Here is a 21,276-nt window from a genome sequence, read left to right as displayed (position 1 = left end):
GGAGACAAATGGCATTAGATGCAGAGATAAAAGCTCAATTAGAACAATATCTAGCCTTGCTGGAATCTGATATTGTCTTGCAGGCGCATTTAGCAGACGATGCTAATTCTCAAAAAGTCAGAAATTTCCTTGAAGAGATTGTGGCCATGTCTGATCGTCTGTCCTTGGAAGACAAAGTCTTAAGCCGAACACCTAGCTTTCAAGTCGCCCAAAAGGGTCAAGAATCTGGTGTTGAATTTGCGGGTCTCCCTCTGGGGCACGAATTTACCTCATTTATACTGGCGCTTTTACAGGTGTCTGGCCGTCCGCCTAAGATTGATTCTGAGCTATCAGAGCGTATCAAGGCGATTCAGACCCCAATGCATTTTGAAACCTATGTCAGCCTGACCTGCCATAACTGCCCCGATGTGGTGCAGGCTTTCAATATCATGTCCGTCTTAAATCCTAAAATTTCCCACACCATGGTTGAGGGAGGAATGTTTCAGGATGAGGTCAAAGAAAAGGGGATCATGTCAGTTCCAACAACCTATAAGGATGGACAAGCATTGACCTCAGGCCGTTCCAGTTTGGAGCAACTCTTAGAGCTTGTGGCAGGTCCTCAGTCTGAAGAGGCTTTTGCGGATAAAGGCGTCTTTGACGTTCTGGTTATCGGGGGCGGTCCGGCAGGTAACAGTGCAGCCATCTATGCTGCTCGTAAAGGTATTAAGACAGGTCTTGTCGCAGAAACCTTTGGTGGGCAGGTCATGGAAACGGTCGGCATTGAAAATATGATTGGAACACCTTATACAGAAGGTCCCCAACTGATGGCTCAGGTGGAACAGCATACCAAAGAATATGATGTGGATATTATGAAAGCGCAAAAAGCCAAATCCATTCAGAAAAAAGATTTGGTTGAGGTTGAGCTGACCAATGGCGCTATTTTGAAAGCCAAATCAGCTATTCTGGCTCTAGGTGCCAAATGGCGCAATATCAATGTGCCTGGAGAAAAAGAATTTTTAACCAAGGGAGTGACTTATTGTCCGCACTGTGATGGCCCGCTTTTTGAAAATCAGAAAGTGGCTGTTATCGGCGGCGGTAATTCCGGTCTGGAAGCAGCTATTGATTTGGCTGGACTGGCCAGTCATGTCTACGTACTCGAGTTTCTGCCTGATTTAAAAGCGGACCAGATTCTACAAGACCGGGCAGCCAAGCTGTCAAATATAACCATCTTGACCAATGTTGCCACCAAGGATATCGTTGGAGATGATCATGTCCGAGGGCTTAATTATATTGACCGTGAAAGCAATCAGGAACATCATCTTGATTTAGAAGGTGTTTTTGTGCAGATTGGTCTGGTTCCAAGCACGGACTGGCTTAAAGATTCAGGAATTGATCTCAATCAGCGAGGTGAAATTAAGGTTGCCAAAGACGGAGCGACTAATCTTCCAGGTATTTTCGCAGCTGGAGACTGTACCGACAGCGCTTATAAGCAAATTATTATTTCGATGGGATCAGGGGCAACAGCAGCCTTAGGTGCTTTTGACTACCTCATCAGACAGTAAGGAAAAGATTGCTTCTAAAGTGTTAGAAATCCAAAAAAAGACCAAGTAAAACTTGGTCTTTTTAAGTCCATTTTTGAGATTGCTTGATGGTTGGCGGGACAAGCGTCAGTTTATCAATGTCTGAGATGGCAATAATCACAGACATATTCTTTTTAAAATTCTTTAAAATTAATTTCCCGGCTTCTTTGTCATACTTGACAATATCCCCTGTAAAGCTTTTCTCTTGGTAGATGACATGGACAGCTTCGTGTTTCTTCAAAGCCTCAGAAATGAGGCGGTGGTGCTGTTTGATTTTATGGTTGACGATAGGCGGCCTGGGACTGGACTCAATAAAGGATGTGAGATGTCCCAGTATAATCTGCAGGAATTTTTTCATGGTATTTTCTTTCAAAAATTGATAGAATGATTATACCTTATTTTCAAGGAAATGAAAAGCTGATTTTTAACGAATAAAGAAAGAGGAGGTGCTATCATGGCAGAATTTACATTTGACATCGAAGAGAAATTATTGGTTTTGTCTGAAAATGAAAAGGGATGGACCAAGGAGCTTAACCGAGTGAGCTTTAATGGTGCGCCGGCCAAGTATGACCTGCGTTCTTGGAGCCCTGATCATAGTAAGATGGGCAAAGGAATTACGCTCACGAATGAAGAGTTTGACGTTCTGGTGACAGCTTTTAAAAAATGAGTCTTATTTAAAATAAGGCTCATTTTTAAGTGCTTGAAAAAGGGGTTTGCTGATTAGTGTGACAAGAATGAGCTTGATCAAATCAGGGATGATAAAAGGAAGGACTCCAACAGCCAGAGCTTGTGACCAAGTCATGCCAGCTACCAGATGGAGGCTGACAACTCCCAGTAAAAATGGGCAGCAGTCTCCTAAAAGATTTGCCAAAAAAGTTTTTAAATAAGAGGACTCTTTGTCAGTCAATAGAGAGGTGATGATGGCAAAGGGAATGTAACCCCATAGATAGCCTGCAGTAGGGCCGAATAAGGCTTGAAAACCTCCTGACCCACCAGCAAAAACGGGCAGCCCCAGAGCACCTAATAAAAGATAAAGAAGGGTACTTAGGACAGCTTCGCGAGGTTTTAGCAAGGTTGCTATAAGAGCTACGGCAAATGTTTGCAAAGTTACTGGAACGGGGCCGATTGGAAGGCTAATTTGTGATAAGACAGCCAAAATAGCAGCGCCAATGGCTGGCAAAATGATTGGGTATAAATTTTTTCTAGACATAGAAACTCCTTTCATCATCATTTAGTTATCCGTAAAAAATAAAAAGGTAACTAAATGATAACCTATTTTAGAAAAATGTCAAGAACTAACTTGAGATTGAGGAGGGTCAGGATAACCGCAATCACATAAGCTAAGATGGAGTTCCATTTTCGATTGACAAACTCTCCCATCATTTTTTTATGAGATGTAAAGTAGACTAAGGGAAAGATGGAGAAGGGCAGGGCAATGGAGAGAAAAACCTGAGAATAGACCAAAAGGTCATCCAGAGTACTTTCCTGATCACCGAATAAAAAAGCGACAATGATGACAGGCAGCAAAGCCAGCAGCCGAGTCAGCAGGCGGATCAGCCATTGGGGGAGTTTCAGGTGAAGAAAACCTTCGGTCACAATTTGGCCTGTTAGAGTACCGGTGATGGTTGAATTTTGCCCGCTGGCTAGGAGTGCCACGGCAAATAAGGTTGATAAGAGCGGACTTGCGATGGCACCGGCAATCTGATTATCCTGAAGCGCCTTGTACATGCTTGAGAAAGCACCTATTTTATCAGCATGGCCAAAGAAGAGACTGGCTCCCAAGATTAACAAAAGTGAATTGACGACAAAGGCCAGTGACAGCTGGATATTGGAATCCCAGGTCATAAAGGTGACGGCTCGCTTAATATCAGCCTTATCTTGATAATTAACCTGTCTGGTCTGGGAGATGGAACTATGCAGATAGAGATTGTGGGGCATTACCGTTGCACCAATGATTCCTAAAGCCAGTGTCAGCGCCTGATTTCCTTTAGAGAGACCGATACCGAGCACTTCCTTATGCGGGAAGAAGCCGTTCACAATACCAGAAAGACTAGGTTTTGACAGGAAAACCAGATAGGCAAAGATAATGAGGATTGTCATAATAAGAGTGGACACTACTGCCTCAATCTTACGAAAGCCTAATTTCATCAGACTTAAGAGTAAAAAGACATCCAAAACCGTTATGAGGATGGAAAAGAGCAGGGGCCAGCCAAAGAGCAGGTGCAGGGCAATTCCTGAGCCGATGACTTCTGCTAAGTCAGTCGCCATCAGTGCTAGCTCGGCAATCAGCCAGAGTCCATACCGAAGCCATTTGGGAAGGTTTCGTGCAGTGACTTGTGCCAAATCCTGCTGGCAGACAATGCCTAACTTCCCAGCCATCTGCTGAAGCTGCATGGCCATTAAGGAAGAGATCAAAACGACTGATAAGAGCAAGTAGCGGTAATGAGCTCCACCGACGACACTTGTTATCCAGTTCCCAGGATCCATATAACCGACGGCAACTAGGCTTCCCGGACCGGAGAAGATGAGCAATGTCTTCCAAAAGGAAGCTTTCTTAGGTACCTTAATAGATTGATTAATATCTTGCAGAGATTTTTGCGATAATGTGTCAGTTTGGTTTTTCACAAGGGTATCTCGTTTCTAAGTTTAGCTGATGTTATTATAGCATAAAGAAACAGACTGACGGTTGTCAGTCTGTTCGTTCTTTTGGCCAGAGAAAACGGACCTCACTTTTTAGATTGCAGCAGATCAGCCAGCCCTATGATGACAAAAACTATTCCTAGCCCGATAAAGGTATATTTGTGACTGAAAAAGCCGTAACTAAGTAAAATAAGGGCAGACAGAAAAGTTATCAGCGGTTTTTTCATCATGGGTTCATTCCTTCAGCAGCATTTCTTGATAAACTTATTTTATCATATTTTGCAGCTTGTTTATAGAAATTGGCCTTGGGGAGATACTTTCCATTAGAAGGTCTAATAAAAGGGGTTGATTATTTCATGGTTGGGAAGAGGAGGATATCTCGGATAGAGGTTGAGTCGGTCATGAGCATAACGAGGCGGTCAATACCGATGCCCAGCCCGCCTGTTGGCGGCATGCCGTACTCTAGTGCTTCGACATAGTCATAGTCAATGCCGGTTGCTTCATCATCTCCCAGTTCTTTTGCCTTGGCCTGAGCTTCAAAACGTTGGAGCTGATCGATTGGATCATTCAGTTCGGTGAAGGCATTGGCGTACTCTTTACCGACGATAAAGAGTTCGAAACGATCGGTAAATCGCTTATCCTCATCATTCATCTTGGCTAAAGGTGAAATCTCAACGGGATGCCCATAGACAAAGGTCGGTTGAATCAGTGTCTCTTCTACAAAGGCTTCAAAGAAGGCGTTGATGATGTGACCAACTGTGAAGTGAGCTTCAACCGGAACCTTGTGTTCCTGTGCCAAAGCCTTAGCTTCATCGAGTGACAGTTCTTGCCAGAAATCAAGTCCAGTCTTTTCCTTAATCAAATCAAGCATGTGGGCCCGTTTAAAAGGTTCATGAATGGCTAGCTCCTGATCTTGGAAGATCAAATTGTCATCTCCTTTGACAGCTTTAGCCACATGCTGAATGATGCCTTCTGTAAGATCCATCACATCCCTGAAATCATGGTAAGCTGTATAGAGTTCTAGCATGGTGAACTCAGGATTATGGGTCTGGTCGATTCCTTCATTACGGAAGACACGGCCAATTTCATAAACCTTTTCCATGCCTCCGACAATGAGCCGTTTCAGATGAAGTTCAAGGGCAATGCGGAGTACCATGTCCATGTCAAGCGCATTATGATGTGTGTTAAAAGGACGGGCAGCGGCACCGCCGGCTTCGTTATGAAGGACAGGAGTCTCTACTTCTAAATAGCCCAAACCATCCAGGTAACGGCGGATTTCAGAAATGACACGGCTGCGTGTCACAAACTTTTCAAAACTGCTGCGGTTTGAAATCAGGTCCAAATAGCGCTTGCGATAGATGGTTTCAACATCAGAGAGACCATGGAATTTTTCAGGCAGCGGACGGAGGGCTTTTGATAAATGGGTTAATTGGTTGGCCTTGATAGACAGCTCCCCCATATCGGTCCGCATAATATCTCCCTCAACACCGATAAAGTCGCCGAGGTCAGCTTTTTTAAAAATCTCGTAATTATCTTCGCCGACAGCATCTTTACGGACGTAAATCTGAATCTGTCCTTCTCGGTCTTGAATATGAGCGAAGCCGACCTTACCTTTGCCGCGTTTGGTCATGATACGTCCGGCAATGGTAGCTTTTTCGTCTAGGTCATGCAATTCTTCTTTGCTTTTATCGGAATACTTTTGCTTTAACTGACCAGATGTCGCTGTGCGTTCAAATCGCTTCCCAAAAGGATCAATCCCTTTTTCTGCCAGAACCGTCATTTTTTCGCGACGGACAAGTTCTTGGTCATTTAATTCTTCCAGATGTTCGTTTGACATGTTTTCCTCCAATAACGTGTTCTTCCTATTTTATCATAAAATCCCCTAGATAGCACTTATTTCTTTAGTGATTTTCCAAGAGGACATTTGAAATCATCATCAAAAAATAGTATAATTTTCAAGGATTAAAAAAGAGAAAGAAGCGCCATGATTACAGCAATCGTTTTTGATGTTGATGATACGATTTATGATCAACAAGCCCCTTACCGCATCGCTATGGAAAAATGTTTCCCTGATTTTGATATGAGCCAGATGAATCAGGCTTACATCCGATTTCGTCATTATTCGGATACAGGTTTCCCCCGTGTGATGGCGGGGGAGTGGACGACCGAGTATTTTCGTTTTTGGCGCTGTCAGCAGACATTGGCCGAATTTGGCTATCGACTGATTGATGAGGAAGAGGGTCGCTATTTTCAAGATATTTATGAAAAAGAACTTGAGAATATTACCATGCTGGATGAGATGCGTCTGACCTTGGACTTTCTAAAGCAGAAGCAGATTCCCATGGGGGTGATTACCAATGGTCCGACAGAGCATCAGCTCAAGAAGGTAAAAAAATTAGGGCTGTATGATTATGTTGAACCCAAACGCGTGCTGGTCAGTCAGGCGACAGGATTTCAAAAACCTCAAAAGGAGATTTTCAATCTGGCAGCTGAGCAGTTTGACATGAATCCGGCGACAACGCTTTATGTTGGGGATTCTTATGATAATGACATCATAGGAGCCTTTCGCAGCGGCTGGCATTCCATGTGGTTCAACCATCGCGGCCGCAGCTTAAGACCAGGTATCAAGCCTGTTTTTGATCTTGAGATTGATTCTTTTCAGCAGCTCTATGGTGCGGTTAAGGTACTGTTTGACCTGCCGACCAATAAGTTTATCTTTGATGCTAATGACAAGCAGAACCCAGTCCTGCAAATGGGTCTCAATAATGGCTTAATGCTGGCAGCTGAGCGGCTGTTGGAAAGTAATATGAGCATCGATAAGGTGGTTATTCTTCTAAGGCTTGATAAGCACCAAGAAAAAATCTTACGCATGAAATATGCCAATTAAAAAAGACCTAGGCTTTCCTAGGTCTTTTATGGTACTGTGACGGGTTCATTGGTTTCTGTCAGCTGGTAGGACGTATCATTCCATTTGAGGAGATTAAAGTGAGAGAAATCATCTGTTTCAAGAATAGTCAGGCTTGAATTATCAAGTCCTCCTCCGCGTCTCAGCTGAGACGATTCAAAACCGAGCAATCGTTGGATAGCTGCGGTCAGCGTAGCTCCGTGGCCGACAATAAGGACATTTTCCTCTTTTTTATCCTTTAGAGATTTGACAAAGTTGAGGATACGCTGGGTAGCTTGATAAACAGATTCTGCCTCGAACATAGAGTTGTTAAATTGTGCTAAATTGTGGCGAAAAGCCTCCATTTGTTTGGGATAGATAGCGCAGACCAGACTGATTTTCTGTCCTTCTAAATTCCCTAAATCCCATTCACGCAGTGCTTTGCTGCAGGTGATTTGGACAGGGGAGTCATTTTCATTCATGATGATGTCTGCGGTTCGATAGGCCCGCTCCAGGTCACTGGAATAGACAGCATCAAATGGAATCGCTTTTAAGTAGCGTCCCAGTTCTTCCGTCTCCTTAATAGAGGACTCAAGCAGAGGAGAATCACCGTTAGCCCCCTGAAAACGCCCTTCCAAATTCCATTCGGTTTTGCCGTGACGAACAAAGTAAAGTTTCATAATACCTCTTCATATAATGCTTTTAATCTCATGTTCCTAACTCTATTATAACAAACCAATAGCTTAAATGGCAAACTTAGGATGGCTGGCAGATATCAGCGAAACGGGCTCCCACAAAATCTGCTAAAGTTTGACTTTTAATCTTGATAGAGCGTCCGAGTTCGCCAGCTGAAACAATCATATCTCCCTTGTCCAGAGCTGATTGGTCGATATAGATAGGGTAGGGGTGCTTTTGCCGGATGCCAATGGGATTGTTGGCACCATGGACGTATCCTGTCGTTTTTTGCAGATCTTTTTGAGGAATCATCTGGACCTTCTTATTGCCAGAAATCTTGGCCAGTTTTTTTTCGGACAGATGTTCTGTTAGAGGGACAATTCCGATAATCGGTCCAGTCTTGTCTCCTATCAGAGCTAGTGTTTTGAAAATATCTCCCTGTTGAATTCCTTCGGGCAGTTGTTGGGTCAAAGCATTTAAAGCCAGACTCTCGTGAGGAATGTCCGCCTTATCCAAAATTTGGTCCACCAAGGTTTTTTTCAGCCTTGTTTTTTTACTCATTTGTATTTTTCCTCAAGCTTGCTCATCCAAGCTCCCAACAGGATTCCCAGAACAAAGAAAATCAGGGTTGCTAACCATGTTCCGATCCCAGTTCCAGCATAAGAAATACTTTCGGCATTACGCGGATTTGGAAGGATAATCAAAAGTGTGCTGGATAGGACTAAACCGATAATCAGGTGGTAAACACGGGAATGATAATGGCTTAAGGCATAGTCCATAACTTTTGAGAAAAGTAGCATGGTGAGAGCACCACCGATGGCAATAGGGAGGAAAACACCGACTAAGTCGAGGTTCTTAAAGCCAGTCAGCATAGGCGTATAAAGCCCCATAATCAACAGCAAGTTGGAAGGGCTGAGACCAGGCACCAGAACACCGAGTGCAATTAAAGCACCCGCTAAAACAAAGCTGGCAAAATTGGCTGGAATAGTACCGACTAAATCATTTAAGAAGTAAAGCAATAGACCTGAAAGGACAAAGGTCAGGCCGAGAAAGGCTAGGTCGACCTTATCTCGTTTGGATTTTTGGGTAGATTCAGCTAAAAGAGAAGGTAGAGTCCCAACGATAGCTCCTGTAAAGGCCCAAAGGACAGGTACCTGATAGTGTTGCAAGAGATATTCCAAAGGAGCAGAGAAAAGCGCAATTCCTAGAATACCACCAATGCCGACAGGGATAAAGAAGAGAACATTTTTGACGAAGTCTTTGGACATGTGGGCCAGAAAGGAGATGATGCGCTCATAAAGTCCTAAGATAGAAGCTAGCACACCGCCGGAAACACCTGGCAGGATAAAGCCAAGTGCAATAATGACTCCCTTAAAGAGTCTTGTAAACCAAGAAATCATAATTTCCTCCAAAAAAAATAGTATAACAAAACTATTATACCATTTTAAAATTGGTTATAGTAGACTTGGACTAAATCTCTAAACTGCTCTAGTCCATAGTCTGTGCCGAAGTAATTTTGACTGGCGGCCGACCAATACTCCTCAGGATCCTGATGATCGGTTCCCCCAAGATATTCAGAAGCCAGTGCATGTGTCCAAAGACTGCCCGAGCCGTCTTTGCTGGCAAGTGTGACGGGGAGCTGATATTTATGGAGCATATAGGCAGTGTAGTAGGCGGCATTAGCAAGCTGTCTGGCGAAGCTGTCTGCATCAGTAAGCCGCGTCATTTCAAATTGGATATAGTAAGGATTGGCTTTGGGACCCGCTCCCTGTGCCATATATTGGTTATCAGCAATTTGGACAATTCTGGTATTGTCAATAAAGGCATGAACAAAAATACCTTGTGTCTGGTAATTTTTTGCCATATAGTTTATTTCATCATTGATATCAGAGCGGTCGTTATCCGTATCATGAATAAGGACACCTTTTGGCTTAGCGTTTGAAGTCGCATAGGCTTTTTTTGCAAACGCATTATTGATTTGATTGTCAATCTGTTCATGAGGGTAATTAAGACTGGCAATGTAGGCATTGATGCTGTTGGATTGAGTAATCTTCAGCTGATTTGCCTTGATGTAATAGAGTTTGTCCTCGTATCTGACCTTAGCAAAGGTTATTTGTTCCCCTTTATAGGAAGTCAAAAGGTAACCTTCCACAGCTAGATTGGTGACGGACGCGATTTTTTTGGTTTGCACCTTGAAAAGATAAGGATAGAGAAGAGTGTCTTCCCCTGGATTTACTGTAGCGATTTCTGAGACAGAGTAGCTGGTCTTAATGTGAATTTTTTCATGATAAATAAAGGCTGAAAGAGCAGCCACTAATAAGCCCAGACTGGCAAAAATCCAGTATTTTCGAGATATAGCCTGTTTTTTAGTTTTCCGTTTCTTCCGTCTTTGATATTTTTTAGCCATGACTTTATCATAACATGATTGGACTAAAAAAACTGGAATTCTGCGAGTTTTCTTAATCAGCTAAAAAGAATTGTTTTTGTTTGGGAATAAGGACAAGGAGGACCAAGAGGACAGCGAAAAAGGTCAAGATACCTGCGCTGCCATTGACAGTGAAAGAGTACCAAAAAGGAGACATCCCTTTCGGAGCATAAGAACCCCAAAAGATAAAGCCGGCAACATAGTGCCAAAAATAACGAAGGCCGACAGCGAATGCTGCCCCTAGACTGGCATAGGCAAGTGATCTGCCGATCTCATCTTTTTTCAAGGCCTTTTTCAGATAAGGTGATATAACCCCGGCTAATCCCATAGAAGCAAAGGCGAGCACATATTCAATAAAAACCTGAGAAAGTGATAGGTAGTAAACTTTTGCCAAGACAAAGTGCAGCAGTCCCCAAAGCAGACCGGCCAGCAGGCCATATTTCGTGCCTCGTCTGAGTGAGAAGAGGACTAGTGGAATGGCTCCGAAAGAAGGTGTAAACCAGCTGGCAAAGTCCGGAATAAATGATAAGGCCATTGCTAAAGCAGCAAAAAGGGCAGTTTCGACAAGAATGACGAGATTTTTTGACATAAAAAGACTCCTTTCAGCAAAGGAGCCTAGATGTTTTAGTCACTTGTCATCACAATTCCCCACGCTAGTCTTAACTAGATCAGGTCCTTAGGATTTCGCCGTAGCGATCTCAGCAAGAAGCACTCCCTTGTGTTTTTATATTAATGTATATTCTTATTATAAGTAATGGAACAAGCTTGGTTAAGCCTAGTTACTGATTTTTCCGAAAAGTTTCTCAAAGGTTGTTTTGGTATCCTTATTGACTGAAATCTGGTTTAAATCCAGCGGCTGGCTGAAACCATTGAGATAACCTTGGGAGGTGTACTGATGTAGGTCATAATCCAGTTCCGTCTTCGGAGTGGCTTCAAAATAACCAGAATCCGTTCCATAAGTCGGAATCCAAATGGCGTCAAATCCATCAGTTGAGATGCTGTGTTCTTCCATGAAGTAGGTTCCAATATAGATACCGATATTTTCTGCACCAAGACGCCGCAGTTCATCCCTAAAGGCTTTTACCCCTTTGTCCATGTTAGACATGGTCTTTTCTTCCACATCTAGCCAGTAGTAGGTCGGATTAAAAGGTGACGCATTCTTATAGAAGGTCTGTGCCTCTTTTTTCATTTCCTTAACGCTAGAACCTCTGACATAGGCATATACCGCGACAGGAACATTGCGTTTCTGGAATTCTTTAATGTGTGTCTTAAAGGATTTATCGATACCAGAACTATGAGCAGCATTATTCTTTTTAGAAATCCCTGAGCCCCCCTGAACACGAACAATAGCTCCTGAAATATTTTGGGATAAGGTGTCATAGTCAATCTCACTTGGCAGCTGCCAACCGGAGACATCGATAATCGGATTAAGCACAAATTCGTTGTCATCTGAGTTTGTCGTTATTTTCGTTTTTGTCTGGCCCGTCAGAGGCTTCTCCTTTTGGGCAGTAGCCAGTTCTTTACTTTTTATCTTGTCAGAATTGATTTTACCAATAATGACGAAGGAAAGCACTAGGGCAAAGAAAGCGAGTACAAACACAGGCTTAATTCTTCTTCTCATCAGTCCTATTTTATCTTAAAGTCTGCAAAAAAGCAAAGCAGGGCACTTTTTCGGCCCTAAATGACCTTCTTTTTCTTTTTTCCTGCCTAAAATGACAAGCGTGAGGCTGTCATAAAGTCATACTTGACAGAAGAAAAGCAATGGGCTACATTAGACATTGTGAAAGAAATCTGGGAGATAAGATGACACTTAAAAAAATAAGCCGGATTGCCGTATTTTCGGCCTTGTGCATTGCTCTTCGCCTTGCCTTTGGGTTATTTCCAAATATAAAGCCAATAACAGCCATTTTTTTAAGCTATACGCTGTTTTATGGATTGGGAGAGGGCCTATTGGTGATGGTCATGACTATGCTGATCACTAGTTTTGTTCTAGGTTTCGGCCCATGGGTTCTGGGGCAATTCATCAGTTATGCAGCTGCTCTGTGTTTTTGGTTTTTCCTCTATCATCCTGCTTTGAGACGGATTAAGGCGGCTGGAAAGAAGCAGCTTTTGGAGAGTCTAGGAGCAGGTCTTGCAGCACTGATTTATGGTATCATGATTGATACCTATTCAGCTGTGCTTTTTGGAAGTCCGGTGTGGCCGATGTTGATATCGGGTCTTTACTTTAATTTAGCCCACTGTTTATCAACGGTTTTGTTTTACCCCCTCATTACAACTATTTTTAGGAGATTTACCACTTATGAAGAAAATCTTTAGCTTTTTGACGTTATTTCTCTCTTTTTTGCTACTGACAGCCTGTGCTCAATCCGAGTCGACTGGCAGCAGGAGCAGCAAAGAGCTTAAAGTTCAGCTCATTGTGACTGTTGGTACCAATACAACTGATGAGGTCGTTACCTTTGAAAAAGGAGATACCGTCATGGATGTCTTGAAGGCTAATTACAAGGTCAAGGAGACCAACGGTTTTATTACCTCTATTGACGGTAAGCAACAGGATGAAAAGGCCGGGCTTTATTGGATGTTTAAGGTTAATGGGAAACTGGCCTCTAAAGCTGCCAACCAGATCAAAGCCAAAGACGGTGATAAAATTGAGTTTTATCAAAAAGTATATTCTGATGAAGACTAGGCAAACTAGTCTTTTTTTATTGAAAATGCACAAAAATCAGAAAATTGACAAAGTAAAAGAAGCTTCTCACCTATTTAACATTTACTTTTATTTTAAAAGTGATATGATAGAAGAAATAAAATAGAAAGAGGAGTGAACTTGTGCCTTTCAATCGCTTAGAAAATAGTAAAAATAAGGAAGTTATCCGAGAAGAAATCACTATTTTGACGGATTTGTTAAATCAAGCAACGCAGTCAATGGTGAAAGCGTCCACCTTTGATAAAATCAATCTTTTGAAAGATCTTTCTGTTCAGGGAAAACACCAGGAGTTGGAAGCAGAGGTTGCAAAACTCTCAACAGATGAAATGGAAGTTGTGTCCAGATACTTTTCTATTTTACCGCTTCTCATCAATATTTCTGAAGATGTGGATTTAGCTTATCAAATTAACTATATGAATAATACGGATCAAGACTATCTTGGCAAATTATCATCAGCTATTGAGTTGGTTTCCGGTCAGGAGAAAGCCCAAGAACTGCTGGAAAATGTCAATGTTGTCCCTGTATTGACGGCCCATCCGACGCAGGTGCAGCGTAAGACCATGCTTGATCTGACCAATAAGATTCACGACCTTCTTCGAAAGTATCGCGATGTCAAATCGGGTTCTTTCAATAGAAAAAAATGGTATGAAGATATGCGCCGTTATATTGAAATTATCATGCAGACGGACATTATTCGGGAGAAAAAGCTTAAGGTCACTAATGAAATCACTAATGTCATGGAATACTACAATCCTTCTCTGATTAAAGCGATTACTAAATTTGTCACCGAATACAAGGAATTGGCTTCTCATCAGGGAATCACATTAAAAGATGCGAAACCCATCACTATGGGGATGTGGATAGGGGGAGACAGAGACGGTAATCCTTATGTGACAGCTGAGACCCTTAAATTATCAGCGACGGTTCAAAGCGAAGTCATTCTCACTTACTACTTAGAAAAGATTGCTGTTTTGTATCGAACATTTTCCCTGTCAACGAGTCTTTCTCAGGTCAGTCCTAGAGTATCCAAAATGGCAGAACTGTCGAGGGATTTATCAGAATACCGTGAAAAGGAACCTTATCGCAAGGCTTTCTATTATATTGAGGAAAAACTGGAAAACACACTTGCTTTTATCAAAAAGGATCTTTTAGTAGAGCCTTATTATGCAAAAGCGGCAGATTTCAAGGAAGATCTCCTAACAATCCGAGCATCCTTGCTGGAAAATAATGATGAGGCTTTGATTACAGGTGATTTGACAGAGATTTTGCAAGCCGTGGATATTTTTGGTTTTTACCTGGCTAGTATTGATATGCGTCAGGACTCAAGCGTGCATGAAGCCTGTGTTGCTGAACTTTTAAAATCAGCTAACATTGAAGCAGATTACAGCAGTCTTTCAGAAGAGCAGAAATGTCAGGTTCTCCTGAAGGAGTTGCTGGAGGATCCAAGAACTCTGTCGTCATCTCAGGCTGATAAGTCTGAATTGCTCCAAAAAGAGCTAGCTATTTTTCAGGCGGCGCGTGAGCTGAAAGATAAACTTGGAGATGAAGTTATCAAACAGCATATCATCTCTCATACTGAGAGTGTTTCTGATATGTTTGAACTGGCTATCATGTTAAAAGAAGTTGGCCTCCTCAATGATCAAAGTGCTCGTATTCAGGTTGTTCCTCTCTTTGAAACCATTGAAGATCTAGATAATTCGAGAGCGATTATGAGAGAATACCTCGATTATGACCTTGTCAAGAGATGGATTGCCTCTAAGAATAACTATCAGGAAATCATGCTAGGGTATTCAGACTCTAATAAAGACGGTGGCTATCTGTCATCAGGTTGGACGCTTTATAAGGCCCAAAATGAATTGACTGACATTGGAGCAGAACGAGGGGTTAAGATTACCTTCTTCCACGGACGCGGCGGAACGGTTGGACGTGGTGGTGGTCCTTCTTATGAAGCAATTACCTCGCAACCTTTTGGTTCCATCAATGATCGTATTCGCCTGACAGAACAAGGGGAAGTCATCGGAAATAAATATGGCAACAAGGATGTGGCTTATTATAATTTAGAAATGATGGTTTCAGCTACCTTGGATCGTATCGTTACTCGGAGGGTTGTAGACGGCGAAAAGCTATTTGGCTACCGTGACATTATGGATGGTATCGTTGCAGATAGTAACATTATTTATAGGGATCTTGTTTTTGGCAATGATCATTTCTATGACTATTTCTTTTCGGCTAGTCCAATTCGTGAGATTTCCAGTCTAAATATCGGTTCCAGACCAGCTGCTCGGAAAACAATTACTGAGATCAGTGGGCTGCGCGCTATCCCTTGGGTCTTCTCTTGGTCACAAAACCGCATTATGTTTCCAGGCTGGTATGGAGTAGGGTCTGCTTTTAAGCAGTTTATTGATAAGGATCCTGCTAATTTATCAAAATTGCAGGATATGTATCAAAATTGGCCTTTCTTCCACTCGCTCTTGTCAAATGTTGATATGGTGCTGTCAAAAGCAGATATGAATATTGCTTTTGAATATGCAAAACTTTGTCAGGACGAGGAAACCAGAGAAGTCTTTAATATCATCTTGGACGAATGGCAGCTGACGAAGAATATTATTTTAGCCATTGAAAATCAAAAGAGTTTCTTGGAGGAAAATAAATTTCTTAAAGCCAGCCTAGATTTCCGTATGCCTTATTTCAATGTATTGAATTATGTCCAAATCGAGTTAATTAAACGTCAGCGGAATGGAGAATTGTCTGAGGATCACCTCAGCCTTATCCATACAACAATTAACGGGATTGCGACAGGATTGCGTAATTCAGGTTAGAAAACTAGGAGAAATCCTAGTTTTTCTTTTGCTTTTGTTTCCCTCTAAAAGATGATATAATGCTAATGTTATTGACAAGAAAATAGTGAAGAGGTTCCCATGAAGATTAACAAAAGGCACCTGCTCAATTATTCCATTCTCTTGCCTTATTTGATTCTGTCTGTTTTGGGACTAATTGTAGTCTACTCAACCACTAGCGCAAGCCTCATCCAATATGGGTTGAATCCCTTCAGATCAGTTATCAACCAAGGTGTTTTTTGGATAATTAGTATTTTAGCCATTCTGTTTATATATCACCTAAGATTAAATTTTTTAAAGAATAAAGCAACTTTAACCGTTGCTATGTTGGTTGAAGTTGTCCTTTTGCTGGTTGCCCGTTTCTTCACTAAAGAAGTCAATGGGGCTCACGGATGGATTGTTTTAGGGCCCATTAGTTTTCAGCCAGCAGAGTATCTTAAGCTGATTATGGTTTGGTTTTTAGCCTATACCTTTGCTAAGAAACAGCATGACATTGAAGTGTATGATTATCAGGCCCTCACCAAACGCAAATGGATTCCAAGAAGGATGGATGATCTGAAAGATTGGCGTGTCTATGCCCTATTCTTGATTCTTCTGGTAGCCGCACAGCCGGACTTAGGAAATGCAACCATTATTGTTTTGACGGCTGTGATTATGTATTCGATCAGTGGGATTGGTTACCGCTGGTTTTCAGCCTTACTGACCAGTATCGTGACCCTCTCAGCTTTATTCCTAGGACTTATTAGTGTTGTTGGCGTGGAAACCATGAGTAAAGTTCCCTTCTTTGGCTATGTTGCCAAGCGTTTCAGTGCTTTCTTCAATCCCTTTAAAGATGTGACAGATGCAGGTCACCAGTTGGCCAACTCTTACTATGCGATGAGTAACGGCGGCTGGTTTGGTCGCGGTCTTGGAAATTCTATTGAAAAACGTGGTTATCTGCCAGAAGCGCAAACGGACTTTGTTTTTTCAATCGTCATTGAGGAACTGGGCCTTATTGGAGCCGGCCTTATTTTAGCTCTGGTCTTCTTTCTCATTTTAAGGATTCTCCTTGTAGGTGTTAAAGCGAAGAATCCATTTAATGCCATGATTGCACTAGGTGTTGGGGCGATGCTTCTCATGCAGGTCTTTGTTAATATTGGTGGTATCTCAGGTTTAATTCCCTCGACAGGGGTGACTTTTCCTTTCCTGTCTCAAGGTGGGAATAGCCTCTTAGTTTTATCAGTAGCCATCGGTTTTGTCCTGAATATTGATGCCAATGAAAAACGTGAAGAGATTTATCGGGAAGCTGATGAAGCTCAGCGTGATCCAGAAGATGTTTTTGTTGAGGAAAGGTATCAATCAAACTATAACTAAAAATCGGAATGATCCGATTTTTTTTGTAACCAGATAGGCTGTTCAATCGTTATATAAGTGAAAAGGAGGTGAGGATGATTAAGCTAGATGATTATGAAAAAGAACTGCTGGGCTTTGCTAGGGAGATAGTTTATTACTTAAAAAAATCAGGTGTTGCCCCAGAGACAGCTTTTGATATCAGCCAAGATATTCTTGTCAAGATGCTAGAAAGCGAGATTGTTCTCCCGCCTGAAAAAATGAGAGCCTGGATGTACCGAACAGCTATTAGAACTTATATTGACACATATCGCCGCGATAAGAAATATCAAGAGATTTTGCAAAAAGAATTCTTTGGTAAAGAGTCCGTTCAGAGGATCGATGGTTTGGATTATGAACCACTTTATCAAGCTGTTCGTTCCCTAAAGGAAAACTATCGTATGGTTGTTGAATTATATTATTTCCAAGAGCTGTCAGTTCATGAAATTAGTCAAGTGCTTCATTTATCGATCAGCAATGTCAAAGTCATCCTGATGAGGGGGCGCCGGCAGTTGCGCGAAATTTTAGAGAAAGAAGGATACCATAATGAAGATTTCCAATGATTTTGAAAAAATTGCCAAGAAAAGTAAACGCCGAACCTTAATTAAAACGGTCGTTTTGACTAGCCTGGTGGTGATGTTTAGTTTAGGACTGGGTATCAAGGTTTTAAGGGAAGTAACCAATCACAATGCTAACCGTATCAAAGACAGCTACCTTTTGATGTCGGAAGTTGCTTATCCTAATATTTCCCACCAAAATTGGTATTTTAATCCCACTTCCTTATTTACCGGTCAGTTTGAATCTAATCGGAGTAAGAATATTGATGGGATTGAAATTCCTTATGAAAGTATGGAGGGGCGTTATTCCCTGATTTATTCTGACAGAGTTGATATGAATGACTGGACTTATCTGAGCAGCGATCGTCGATCGGTTTATACCCAGCAGAATAAATATAAAGTACCCATCTTTTATAATATCAATCACCAATCGACCGAGCACAGCGCAAAAGTCACTCAAGATGTTGATAGTCTTGCTCAAATGAAAAATCAGGCCGTAGAAGTAGCAGTCACTTTCGATAAACCTTACACCTATGAAGAAATAAAAGAAAGGCTGCCGGATAATTTACTGCTGAATTGGTTATGGATCGGCACCAGCAGCAAGTTTGATACGTCCTATCTTTCTCCTCAAGATCAGCTGGGCTTGGCAGCATCAGATTCGGGTCTCTTATCCAACTATGATTTCAAGACCTTTTCGAGAAATTTGAAAAAAGCGGTATCCCAAAAGTATCTGGATGTCAATTTTGGAGACGACTTGGTACTGAAAGATGACGCCAAAACTTTTTTAAAGGAAAACAAGACTTTCCAAACAGCCAAGTTTTCAGGGATAATATTGACAGGAAAGGCGGAAAACTTTGCGCAACTCAAAGGCAAAACATGGATTTATGCGACAAATATTGGTCAATCGGTGGCTATCTTACCCTACCACAGACTGACCAAATAAAGAATGTTCAAAAAAGACATAAAGTACTTGCATTTCTTGGACAATTTGTTAAAATAGTAAGGTAAAGTTAGACTGTATTGCCTACTGTCTATCTATAAAATATATTTTATTGGAGGCTTTTCCCAAAATGGCAAAAGAAAAATACGATCGTAGTAAACCTCACGTTAACATTGGTACCATTGGACACGTTGACCACGGTAAAACTACTTTGACTGCAGCTATCACAACTGTTCTTGCACGTCGTCTTCCAAGTGCTGTTAACCAGCCTAAAGACTATGCATCCATCGATGCTGCTCCAGAAGAACGCGAACGCGGTATCACTATCAACACTGCACACGTTGAGTATGAAACTGAGAACCGTCACTATGCGCATATCGACGCTCCAGGACACGCGGACTATGTTAAAAACATGATCACTGGTGCTGCCCAAATGGACGGTGCAATCCTTGTAGTAGCTTCTACAGATGGACCAATGCCACAAACTCGTGAGCACATCCTTCTTTCACGTCAGGTAGGTGTTAAACACCTTATCGTCTTCATGAACAAAGTTGACTTGGTTGACGATGAAGAATTGCTTGAATTGGTTGAAATGGAAATCCGTGACCTGCTTTCAGAATATGATTTCCCAGGTGATGACCTTCCAGTTATCCAAGGTTCAGCTCTTAAAGCGCTTGAAGGTGATACTGCTCAAGAAGATGTTATCATGGAATTGATGAAAACCGTTGATGAGTACATCCCAGAACCAGAACGTGATACTGACAAACCATTGCTTCTTCCAGTCGAAGATGTATTCTCAATCACAGGTCGTGGTACTGTAGCTTCAGGACGTATCGATCGTGGTACTGTAAGAGTCAACGATGAAGTTGAAATCGTTGGTATCAAAGACGAAATCACTAAAGCAGTTGTTACCGGTGTTGAAATGTTCCGTAAACAATTGGACGAAGGTCTTGCTGGTGATAACGTTGGTGTGCTTCTCCGTGGTGTGCAACGTGATGAAATCGAACGTGGTCAAGTATTGGCTAAACCAGGTTCAATCAACCCACACACTAAATTTAAAGGTGAAGTTTACATCCTTACTAAAGAAGAAGGTGGACGTCATACACCATTCTTCAACAACTACCGTCCACAGTTCTACTTCCGTACAACTGACGTAACTGGTTCAATCGAATTGCCAGCAGGTACTGAAATGGTTATGCCTGGTGATAACGTGACTATCGACGTTGAATTGATCCACCCAATCGCCGTTGAACAAGGTACTACTTTCTCTATTCGTGAAGGTGGACGTACTGTTGGTTCAGGTATCGTTTCAGAAATCGAAGCTTAAGAAATTAAGTTCCCATCTAGCAATTAGAGTCAGACAACTCTTAATTGGCTCACTACCGCAAGGTAGTGAGTTTTTTTATGTTTGGAATTACCTAACAGAAGTGGGATGGTAAAGTAGGAAATCCCTAGAACAGAAGTTCTAGGGATTTTTGCATCGTTTACAATTTTTTAGGGTCATTGACAAAGGAGCGGACCACGGTTCCACAGGTTTTGCAGATGTCGTGGTAGAGGGTTTGGCCGTTAAAGGCCATTTTTTTGTCTGCAGGAGTTACGCCAGCATAGCCGTGTGGTTGTTTGCAAAGGATGGTATCGGAAGCCCCGCAGTATGAGCAAGTTATAGTTTTAGTCATTTTTTGCCTCCTTTTTAAGTTGAAAGAGTTCTTCGACATGACAATTAAAAATGTCAGCAATCTTTAATGCCATTTCAAGTGAGGGGTTGTAACGGTTATTTTCCAGATGTACAATGGTTTCCCGTCGTACACCGACTAATTGAGCTAGTTCTTGTTGGCTCATTTTTCTCTCTTTCCGCCAGTCTTTGAGGTTGGTTATGATATTTGCCATTTTAGTCACCTCTCTTTTCGAAGACGAAAAAGGCAAAGTCAAAGATCAAAATCATAGCAGCACTGAAAATCAAAATCATACCAGCCTGCAGAGTGAAGGGAATAAAGAAAGTGAAGACACTGAGAAGTAGAAAGCCAAGTAAGAGGACGACCAGTGTGAGGCAGGCTGCCTTTGACAAATCAGCGTAGAAGCGCTCATCGGGTCTTTCCTCTACTTTCTTAAAAGCAAAGTAGAGGAAGAAAAGAACCATAGTGAAAAGGCAACTCCCACAAATAAGATGTGTCATCCAAGTGAAGGGTAGTATAGCCCAAAGCCCCTTGATGTAAATAGCCATAGCTAAAAATAGAGTTAGGGTATAGAGTTTTTCGGTCAGACCGAAATGGCCTTCTTCTTTCGGTGGTGTTTTCATCTTTGCGAAAATGATAAAAATGATGATTTGATAGAGGCTTAAAATACCTAAAATAGTGTGCTTTATCCACAAAGGATGTGAATTAGGCGTGAAGAGCCAGATACCAATTGTTATAACCATTCCGATAATGAATGTCCATTTAGATTGTTTATTCATGAACCGTCCTCCTTACTATTGAATCTTAGGTTCGCGTTTTATAGGAAAGATCTTTTTTTATGCACGCAAAGTGATATATTTATAACTCTTTCTGTTATAAATATATCACTTTACAAGATCTTTGTCAAGAAAAATGTGAGGTATTTATAACTTATTTTTTGTGATGGTATGGGATGTGAAACATAGAATGGGTTGTTTCATAATCGCTTATAAAATGCAGTAAATAGTCTTTAATATT

At 41.7% G+C, this 21,276-nt stretch carries 23 protein-coding genes and 1 riboswitch; of the genes, 10 read left to right on the top strand and 13 right to left on the bottom strand.

Features of this window, described 5'->3' with window-relative positions; genetic code table 11:
• Positions 1-8 precede the first annotated feature (8 nt).
• Positions 9-1,541 (top strand): alkyl hydroperoxide reductase subunit F, encoded by a 1,533-nt coding sequence (ahpF, locus tag A3GY_RS0104385; protein ID WP_018030197.1) that lies wholly within the window; start codon positions 9-11, stop codon positions 1,539-1,541.
• A 61-nt stretch (positions 1,542-1,602) separates the two neighbouring features.
• Here the strand turns inward: ahpF and A3GY_RS0104380 are convergent, their stop codons facing one another.
• Positions 1,603-1,917: a hypothetical protein gene (locus tag A3GY_RS0104380; RefSeq protein WP_018030196.1), complete on the bottom strand. Its 315-nt coding sequence runs from the start codon at positions 1,915-1,917 to the stop codon at positions 1,603-1,605.
• A gap of 96 nt (positions 1,918-2,013) precedes the next feature.
• Between A3GY_RS0104380 and A3GY_RS0104375 the strand changes: the two genes are divergently transcribed.
• The gene (locus tag A3GY_RS0104375) at positions 2,014-2,226 is read left to right on the top strand and encodes a YdbC family protein (protein ID WP_018030195.1); all 213 of its coding nucleotides are present in this window, start codon (positions 2,014-2,016) and stop codon (positions 2,224-2,226) included.
• A gap of 3 nt (positions 2,227-2,229) precedes the next feature.
• On the opposite strand, the gene A3GY_RS0104370 is transcribed toward A3GY_RS0104375, so the two are convergent.
• From A3GY_RS0104370 to lysS, 3 genes are all read right to left on the bottom strand, one after another.
• Positions 2,230-2,769 carry a biotin transporter BioY gene (locus tag A3GY_RS0104370; protein WP_018030194.1) on the bottom strand — a complete coding sequence of 180 codons (540 nt, stop codon included), beginning with the start codon at positions 2,767-2,769 and terminating at the stop codon, positions 2,230-2,232.
• A 62-nt stretch (positions 2,770-2,831) separates the two neighbouring features.
• Positions 2,832-4,184 (bottom strand): Nramp family divalent metal transporter, encoded by a 1,353-nt coding sequence (locus A3GY_RS0104365; RefSeq protein WP_018030193.1) that lies wholly within the window; start codon positions 4,182-4,184, stop codon positions 2,832-2,834.
• Positions 4,185-4,548: 364 nt separating this feature from the next.
• On the bottom strand, positions 4,549-6,036 hold the full coding sequence (gene lysS / locus A3GY_RS0104355; protein ID WP_018030191.1) for a lysine--tRNA ligase: 1,488 nt from the start codon (positions 6,034-6,036) through the stop codon (positions 4,549-4,551).
• Positions 6,037-6,183: 147 nt separating this feature from the next.
• On the opposite strand from lysS, the gene A3GY_RS0104350 reads away from it, so the two are divergent.
• Positions 6,184-7,086, top strand: a complete 903-nt coding sequence (locus tag A3GY_RS0104350) for an HAD family hydrolase (RefSeq protein ID WP_018030190.1) — start codon at positions 6,184-6,186, stop codon at positions 7,084-7,086.
• 26 nt (positions 7,087-7,112) lie between these two features.
• Here the strand turns inward: A3GY_RS0104350 and A3GY_RS0104345 are convergent, their stop codons facing one another.
• The 6 genes from A3GY_RS0104345 to A3GY_RS0104320 form a co-directional block, all read right to left on the bottom strand.
• Entirely contained in the window at positions 7,113-7,763 is a 651-nt protein-coding gene (locus A3GY_RS0104345; protein ID WP_018030189.1) for a histidine phosphatase family protein, read from the bottom strand.
• 76 nt (positions 7,764-7,839) lie between these two features.
• On the bottom strand, positions 7,840-8,319 hold the full coding sequence (locus A3GY_RS0104340; protein ID WP_018030188.1) for an aminoacyl-tRNA deacylase: 480 nt from the start codon (positions 8,317-8,319) through the stop codon (positions 7,840-7,842).
• Positions 8,316-9,158, bottom strand: a complete 843-nt coding sequence (locus tag A3GY_RS0104335) for a DUF368 domain-containing protein (protein WP_018030187.1) — start codon at positions 9,156-9,158, stop codon at positions 8,316-8,318. The genes A3GY_RS0104340 and A3GY_RS0104335 overlap by 4 nt, the downstream gene beginning before the upstream one ends.
• A gap of 44 nt (positions 9,159-9,202) precedes the next feature.
• Positions 9,203-10,165 (bottom strand): N-acetylmuramoyl-L-alanine amidase, encoded by a 963-nt coding sequence (locus A3GY_RS0104330; RefSeq protein WP_018030186.1) that lies wholly within the window; start codon positions 10,163-10,165, stop codon positions 9,203-9,205.
• 52 nt (positions 10,166-10,217) lie between these two features.
• On the bottom strand, positions 10,218-10,772 hold the full coding sequence (gene thiT, locus A3GY_RS0104325) for an energy-coupled thiamine transporter ThiT (protein ID WP_018030185.1): 555 nt from the start codon (positions 10,770-10,772) through the stop codon (positions 10,218-10,220).
• A 38-nt stretch (positions 10,773-10,810) separates the two neighbouring features.
• Positions 10,811-10,909, bottom strand: a riboswitch (TPP riboswitch).
• Between the two features lie 49 nt (positions 10,910-10,958).
• Positions 10,959-11,804, bottom strand: a complete 846-nt coding sequence (locus A3GY_RS0104320; protein WP_026161929.1) for a glycoside hydrolase family 25 protein — start codon at positions 11,802-11,804, stop codon at positions 10,959-10,961.
• Between the two features lie 182 nt (positions 11,805-11,986).
• Here A3GY_RS0104320 and A3GY_RS0104315 point away from each other — a divergent pair, with 182 nt between their 5' ends.
• The 7 genes from A3GY_RS0104315 (at position 11,987) to tuf (ending at position 19,913) form a co-directional block, all read left to right on the top strand.
• On the top strand, positions 11,987-12,499 hold the full coding sequence (locus A3GY_RS0104315) for a hypothetical protein (RefSeq protein WP_026161928.1): 513 nt from the start codon (positions 11,987-11,989) through the stop codon (positions 12,497-12,499).
• Positions 12,483-12,866 carry a DUF4430 domain-containing protein gene (locus A3GY_RS0104310; RefSeq protein WP_018030182.1) on the top strand — a complete coding sequence of 128 codons (384 nt, stop codon included), beginning with the start codon at positions 12,483-12,485 and terminating at the stop codon, positions 12,864-12,866. Before A3GY_RS0104315 ends, A3GY_RS0104310 begins: the two co-directional genes overlap by 17 nt.
• 140 nt (positions 12,867-13,006) lie before the next feature.
• Positions 13,007-15,703, top strand: coding sequence for a phosphoenolpyruvate carboxylase (gene ppc, locus A3GY_RS0104300; RefSeq protein WP_018030180.1), 2,697 nt, complete (start codon positions 13,007-13,009; stop codon positions 15,701-15,703).
• A 99-nt stretch (positions 15,704-15,802) separates the two neighbouring features.
• Positions 15,803-17,074, top strand: coding sequence for a cell division peptidoglycan polymerase FtsW (gene ftsW / locus A3GY_RS0104295; RefSeq protein ID WP_018030179.1), 1,272 nt, complete (start codon positions 15,803-15,805; stop codon positions 17,072-17,074).
• Positions 17,075-17,148: 74 nt separating this feature from the next.
• On the top strand, positions 17,149-17,652 hold the full coding sequence (locus tag A3GY_RS0104290) for an RNA polymerase sigma factor (RefSeq protein WP_018030178.1): 504 nt from the start codon (positions 17,149-17,151) through the stop codon (positions 17,650-17,652).
• On the top strand, positions 17,636-18,589 hold the full coding sequence (locus A3GY_RS0104285; RefSeq protein WP_018030177.1) for an anti sigma factor C-terminal domain-containing protein: 954 nt from the start codon (positions 17,636-17,638) through the stop codon (positions 18,587-18,589). The genes A3GY_RS0104290 and A3GY_RS0104285 overlap by 17 nt, the downstream gene beginning before the upstream one ends.
• Before the next feature lie 127 nt (positions 18,590-18,716).
• On the top strand, positions 18,717-19,913 hold the full coding sequence (gene tuf / locus A3GY_RS0104280) for an elongation factor Tu (RefSeq protein WP_018030176.1): 1,197 nt from the start codon (positions 18,717-18,719) through the stop codon (positions 19,911-19,913).
• A gap of 157 nt (positions 19,914-20,070) precedes the next feature.
• Here the strand turns inward: tuf and A3GY_RS0104275 are convergent, their stop codons facing one another.
• From A3GY_RS0104275 to A3GY_RS0104265, 3 genes are read right to left on the bottom strand one after another with little or no spacing between them, the layout of a single operon-like run.
• The gene (locus A3GY_RS0104275) at positions 20,071-20,262 is read right to left on the bottom strand and encodes a hypothetical protein (RefSeq protein WP_018030175.1); all 192 of its coding nucleotides are present in this window, start codon (positions 20,260-20,262) and stop codon (positions 20,071-20,073) included.
• Positions 20,255-20,473 carry a helix-turn-helix transcriptional regulator gene (locus tag A3GY_RS0104270; RefSeq protein ID WP_018030174.1) on the bottom strand — a complete coding sequence of 73 codons (219 nt, stop codon included), beginning with the start codon at positions 20,471-20,473 and terminating at the stop codon, positions 20,255-20,257. The genes A3GY_RS0104275 and A3GY_RS0104270 overlap by 8 nt, the downstream gene beginning before the upstream one ends.
• A 1-nt stretch (position 20,474) precedes the next feature.
• On the bottom strand, positions 20,475-21,038 hold the full coding sequence (locus A3GY_RS0104265; protein WP_018030173.1) for a hypothetical protein: 564 nt from the start codon (positions 21,036-21,038) through the stop codon (positions 20,475-20,477).
• Between the last annotated feature and the right edge of the window lie 238 nt (positions 21,039-21,276).

Source organism: Streptococcus ferus DSM 20646 (genome assembly GCF_000372425.1).
GTDB lineage: Bacteria > Bacillota > Bacilli > Lactobacillales > Streptococcaceae > Streptococcus > Streptococcus ferus.
This window is presented reverse-complemented; position numbering and strand designations above follow the sequence as displayed.